The sequence below is a fragment of the Streptomyces xiaopingdaonensis genome (genome assembly GCF_000262345.1).
Lineage (GTDB): Bacteria > Actinomycetota > Actinomycetes > Streptomycetales > Streptomycetaceae > Streptomyces > Streptomyces xiaopingdaonensis.
In genome coordinates, this window is sequence record NZ_AJTQ01000264.1 from 1 (window position 1) to 5,366 (window position 5,366).

Sequence of the window (5,366 nt, forward strand, 5' to 3'; positions counted from 1 at the left end):
ACGAGCCGCTGCACGCCGGGTTCGTGGGACCCGGGATGCTCGACGCCGCGTGCCCGGGGGAGATATTCACCTCGCCGGTGCCCGACCAGATGGTGCGGGCGGCGGCCGCCGCCGACTCGGGCGAGGGCGTGCTCTTCGTCGTCAAGAACTACACGGGGGACGTGCTCAACTTCGACATGGCCGCCGAACTCGCGGAGGACGAGGGCATCACCGTCGGCAAGGTGCTCCTCCAGGACGACGTCGCCGTCACCGACAGCCTCTTCACGGCCGGGCGGCGCGGCACGGGCGCCACCCTCTTCGTCGAGAAGGTCGCCGGGGCCCTCGCCGCGGAGGGGGCGCCGCTGGAGCAGGTCGAGTCGGTGGCGCGAAAGGTCGCCGAGAACTCCCGCAGCTTCGGCGTGGCCCTGAGCGCCGTCACCACCCCGGCGAAGGGCGGGCCCACGTTCGATCTCCCGGCGGGCGAGCTGGAGTTGGGGATCGGCATCCACGGGGAGCCGGGACGGGAGCGGCGGCCCATGATGACGTCGGGCGAGATAGCCGAGTTCGCCGTGGAGGCGGTCCTGGAGGACCTCGGGCGTACGGGTCCCGTGCTCGCCCTCGTGAACGGCATGGGCGCCACACCGCTCGTGGAGCTCTACGGATTCTGCGCCGAGGTCCACCGCGTCCTCGGGGAACGCCAAGTGCCGGTCGCACGTACGCTCGTCGGGAACTACGTCACCTCGCTCGACATGGCCGGGGCCTCGCTGACGCTCTGCCGGGCCGACGAGGAGACGCTCCGGCTGTGGGACGCACCCGTACGCACCCCCGGCCTGCGCTGGGGCGCCTGACACCACGCCGGGCGCTCCGCGCCACGACACGAGCACGCTCGGGAAGGAGAGACGTGTCCGAGGAGCTGGATACCGGGTTCTTCGCCGACTGGCTGCGCGCGGCGGCCACGGCGATCGACCGCGAGGCAGCACACCTGACGGAGCTCGACTCCCCCATCGGGGACGCCGACCACGGAAGCAACCTGCAACGCGGCTTCACCGCCGTGCAGACGGCGCTGGCGAAGGAACCGCAGGAGACGCCGGGCGCCCTCCTGCTCTTCACGGGACGACAGTTGATCTCCACCGTCGGCGGAGCATCGGGCCCGCTCTACGGCACGCTGCTCCGACGCACGGGGAAGGCGCTCGGCGACGCGGCGGCCGTGCCGCTCCCCGAGCTCGCCGCCGCGCTGCGCGGAGCGGCCGACGCCGTCGCCCAACTCGGCGGCGCGGCACCGGGCGACGCCACGATGCTCGACGCCCTCTACCCGGCGCTCGACGCGCTCGACGCCGGCTCGGCCCCGGGCGACGCGTTCCCGGCCGCGGCGCGCGCCGCCGCCGAAGGCGCCGAGGCCACCGTCCCGATGCAGGCACGCAAGGGGCGGGCCAGCTACCTCGGTGAACGGAGCGTCGGCCACGAGGACCCGGGCGCCGCGTCCACCGCGCTGCTCTTCGAGGCACTGGCGACGGCGTACGGGGAGGGGGCCTGAGATGGCCGGCGGAGAGCAGGTGGGGATCGTCCTGGTGTCCCACAGCAGTGAGGTCGCCGACTCCGCGGCGCAGCTCGCACGCGAGCTGGGCGGCGGGGAGGCGGCCCCGGTCGTCGGGGCCGGCGGCGCCGCGGGCGGCGGGACGGGGACCAGCTCCGAGCGGATCGCGGAGGCGGCGCACGCGGTCGATTCGGGGGCGGGCGTGGCGCTCCTCGCCGACCTCGGCAGCGCGGTCCTCACCGTCAAGTCGCTGCTCGCGGAGGGCGACCAACTCCCCGAGCCGGCACGGCTGGTGGACGCGCCGCTCGTGGAGGGCGCGATCGCGGCCGCGGTCACCGCGTCGGGCGGCGCGGACCTCGACGCCGTCGCCGCGGCGGCCGAGGAGGCGTACCAGTACCGGAAGGTGTAGACGCTGCTGATACGCGCCTGTCAGCTCCCCGATACGCAGCTCGAGGAGGGTCGTTCCGACCGGCCGGGGCGATGCCCGGCCATCCGAGGAAAGGACCACCCGTGCGTTCACGCCGTATCGCTCTGACGGCGACGACCCTCGCACTCGCGGGGACGCTCGGTCTCGGCACCGCCGCGGCCGCGACGCCCCCGCAGCAGCCCGGGATGGCGGACGAGACGTTCCAGCCCAAGGAGGGCGGCGGCTTCGCGTCCCTCCAGGAGGCGGGCGGCGGTTTCCTCCGCCACAGCGTCTGCGACACCAAGGCCGACGGGAGGGGCGTCTACAGCAACGTCAAGTCCCAGGGAGGCAAGGTCTACGGGGAGGTCGGCATCTCGGGCGCGCAGAAGTGCACCAACAAGTCGTACTCGATCCCCAAGGGGACGAAGATCCACGTCAAGGTCTGCCACCGCCAGGCCGGCGAGCCCCTGCGGAACTGCAACACCTACACGCGGACTCGCTGAACACCTCGCCGCGGGGGCGCCGGGCACCGCCCGGCGCCCCCGCGTCTGCCGTTTACGGAAGCGACGGGCGTGCAACCCGCATCGACGCGGTGCACCGCCCGGAGACCGGACGTGCCCGCACGCTCCGGGTCGAGCGGCTCCCGAACCGGGAGCGCCACCGCTGCGACGTGCCGAGGAGGAAACGTGAACGCACCGTCCGTGTTGGTGACCGGGGGCTCCCGAGGGCTGGGGTTGCTCCTCGCCCGTACGTGCATGCGGCGCGGCGCCGACGTCACCGTGGCGGCCCGCGACGAGGAGGAGATCGACCGGGCCGTCGCCGGCCTCCGCGCGGAGGCGACGTCCGAGACCGGCACCGCCACCGGGCGCACCTGCGACGTACGGGACCGCGGGTCGGTCGCGCGGCTGGTGCGCGAGACGGCCGAGACGCGGGGCGGGCTCGACATGGTCTTCGCCAACGCCGGTGTCATCCAGGTCGGTCCCGCGGAGGCCGCGGGCGAGGAGACGTTCCGCGACGCGATGGAGACGATGTTCTACGGGGCGCTCAACACCAGCCTGGAGGCGCTGCCTTGGCTCAGGAAGAGCCCGTCGGGCGGCAGACTCGGCCTCATCGGGTCCGTCGGCGGACTGCTGGGCGTGCCGCACCTGCTGCCGTACTCGTGCGCGAAGTCCGCGATCGGCGCGCTCGCCGAGGGGCTCCGCGCGGAGCAGGCGCCGCACGGCGTGAGCGTCACGGCCGTGCACCCGGGGCTGATGCGTACGGGCTCCGCCGGGCAGGCCGAGTTCGCCGGGGACGCGGAGCGCGAGCACCGCTGGTTCGCCGCGCTCTCCGGCATGCCGCTGCTGTCGATGGACGCCGAACGCGCGGCGGAGCGGATCGTCTCCGCCGTGGCCGGGCGCCGTGCCCGCCTCGTCCTGACGCCCGCGGCGAAGCTGGGCTCGGCCGCGCACGGCATCGCGCCGGCGCTCGTCACCGAGACGGACGGGCTCGTGACGCGGCTGCTGCCGTCGAGCGAGACCGAGCGCGCCCACACGACGGGGACGAGGCCGGCCCGGCAGCTCACCCGGCGACCCGCCTGGCAGCGCATGCTCAGCACGCTCAACGACCGCGCCGCCGACCGCTTCAACCAAGTGAAGGGGGCCGCATGAGCGCCCAGCAGCACGGCCACCCGGCCGAGCGCCATCCCAGCCCGTCCTTCCCCGACCAGGGCCAGCAACCCCCGGGCGACACCGGCGAGATGACCCCGAGGCCGGACCACGGCGAGGAGAGCTACCGCGGCAGCGGGCGCCTCACCGGGCGGCGCACGCTGCTCACCGGCGGGGACTCGGGCATCGGGCGCGCCGTCGCGCTCGCCTTCGCACGCGAGGGCGCCGACGTGGTCTTCAGCCACCTCCCCGAGGAGGAGGACGAGGCCGCGGAGACGGTGCGGCTCGTCACCGAGGCGGGCAGGCACGCCACGGCGGTCGCCTGCGACGTGCGCGAGGAAGCGGAGTGCCGGCGCCTGATGGACAGGGCCGTCGAGGAGCTCGGCGGACTCGACGTCCTCATCAACAACGCCGCCTACCAGATGTCGCAGCCCGACGGACTCGCCGGCATCCCCACCGAGCAGTTCGACCGGGTCGTCCGCACCAACCTCTACGCCACCTTCTGGCTCAGCCGCATGGCGCTGGAGCACCTCCCCGCGGGGGGAAGCATCATCAACACCGTCTCCGTGCAGGCGTACCGCCCGAAGCCGCCGCTGCTCGACTACGCCGCGACGAAGGGCGCCCTCGTGACCTTCACGCAGGCCGTCGCCGCCGACCTCGCGGGCAGGGGCATCCGCGTCAACGCCGTCGCACCCGGGCCGGTCTGGACGCCGCTGATCCCCTCGACGCTCCCCGATCCCTCGGAGTTCGGGGCCAACAGCGCCTGGGGACGCCCCGCTCAGCCGGCCGAGATGGCACCCGCCTACGTCTACCTGGCCTCGCAGGACGCCGCCTTCATCACCGCCGAGATCCTCAACGCGACCGGCGGCACGGCGCTCCCATGAGGCGGTGAGGGGACCCGCCATGACGAACCCGACGCCGGCGGACCACTCGTCGGCCCCCGTACTCGAAGCGCTCGCCGCCTACCACGAAGCGGGCGACGTCCCCTTCACGCCGCCGGGCCACAAGCAGACGAGAGGCGCCGACCGGAGAGTGCTGGAAACGCTGGGCCCGGCCGTCTTCCACGGTGACGTCCTCGCCACCAGCGGCCTCGACGACCGGCTGTCGCGCAACCGCGTCCTGGAGCGCGCGGAGCGCCTGATGGCCGACGCCGTCCACGCGGAGCACACCTTCTTCTCCACCTGCGGCAGCAGCCTCTCGGTGAAGGCCGCGATGCTCTCCGCCGCCGGGCCGCACGAGAAGCTGCTCGTGGGGCGGGACGCGCACAAGTCCGTCGTCTCGGGCCTCATCCTCTCCGGCATCCGTCCGGTGTGGATCGACCCGCGGTGGGACACGGAGCGCGGGCTCGCGCACGCCCCCGGGCCCGAGGCGTACGAAGCGGCGCTGGAGCAACACCCCGACGCCATGGGCGCGTTGGTCACCAGCCCGACGCCGTACGGCACCTGCGCCGACCTCGACGGCATCGCCGCGTCGTGCCACCGGCGGGGGCTGCCGGTCATCGTCGACGAGGCGTGGGGCGCACACCTGCCCTTCCACCCCGACCTGCCGTCGTGGGCCATGGACGCGGGCGCCGACGTCTGCGTGACGAGCGTGCACAAGATGGGCGGCGGCCTGGAGCAGGGCTCCGTCTTCCACCTCCAGGGCGACCACATCGACCCCGATCGCCTCTCCTCGCGCGCCGACCTCCTCGGCACGACCAGCCCCAACGTCCTCCTCTACGCCGGGATGGACGGCTGGCGGCGGCAGATGGTCGAGCAGGGGCACCGGCTGCTCGGCGCCACGCTGGAGCTGGCGGAGCAGG

General features: G+C 74.1%; 7 protein-coding genes. All 7 read left to right on the top strand.

Going from position 1 to position 5,366, the window contains the following annotated elements:
• Positions 1–827: dihydroxyacetone kinase subunit DhaK (locus UWG_RS0121350; protein WP_016909240.1), on the top strand; the 827-nt coding region annotated here is incomplete at its 5' end.
• A gap of 53 nt (positions 828–880) precedes the next feature.
• Positions 881–1,513, top strand: a complete 633-nt coding sequence (gene dhaL, locus UWG_RS0121355) for a dihydroxyacetone kinase subunit DhaL (RefSeq protein WP_016909241.1) — start codon at positions 881–883, stop codon at positions 1,511–1,513.
• 1 nt (position 1,514) lies between these two features.
• A complete protein-coding gene (locus tag UWG_RS0121360; RefSeq protein WP_016909242.1) occupies positions 1,515–1,922 on the top strand; it encodes a PTS-dependent dihydroxyacetone kinase phosphotransferase subunit DhaM in 408 nt (135 codons plus the stop codon).
• A 101-nt stretch (positions 1,923–2,023) separates the two neighbouring features.
• Entirely contained in the window at positions 2,024–2,422 is a 399-nt protein-coding gene (locus UWG_RS0121365) for a hypothetical protein (RefSeq protein WP_016909243.1), read from the top strand.
• 183 nt (positions 2,423–2,605) lie between these two features.
• Positions 2,606–3,568: an SDR family NAD(P)-dependent oxidoreductase gene (locus tag UWG_RS0121370; protein WP_016909244.1), complete on the top strand. Its 963-nt coding sequence runs from the start codon at positions 2,606–2,608 to the stop codon at positions 3,566–3,568.
• Positions 3,565–4,449, top strand: a complete 885-nt coding sequence (locus UWG_RS0121375; RefSeq protein WP_016909245.1) for an SDR family oxidoreductase — start codon at positions 3,565–3,567, stop codon at positions 4,447–4,449. The genes UWG_RS0121370 and UWG_RS0121375 overlap by 4 nt, the downstream gene beginning before the upstream one ends.
• Before the next feature lie 19 nt (positions 4,450–4,468).
• On the top strand, positions 4,469–5,366 hold an 898-nt coding region (locus tag UWG_RS0121380; RefSeq protein ID WP_016909246.1), incomplete at its 3' end, for an aminotransferase class I/II-fold pyridoxal phosphate-dependent enzyme.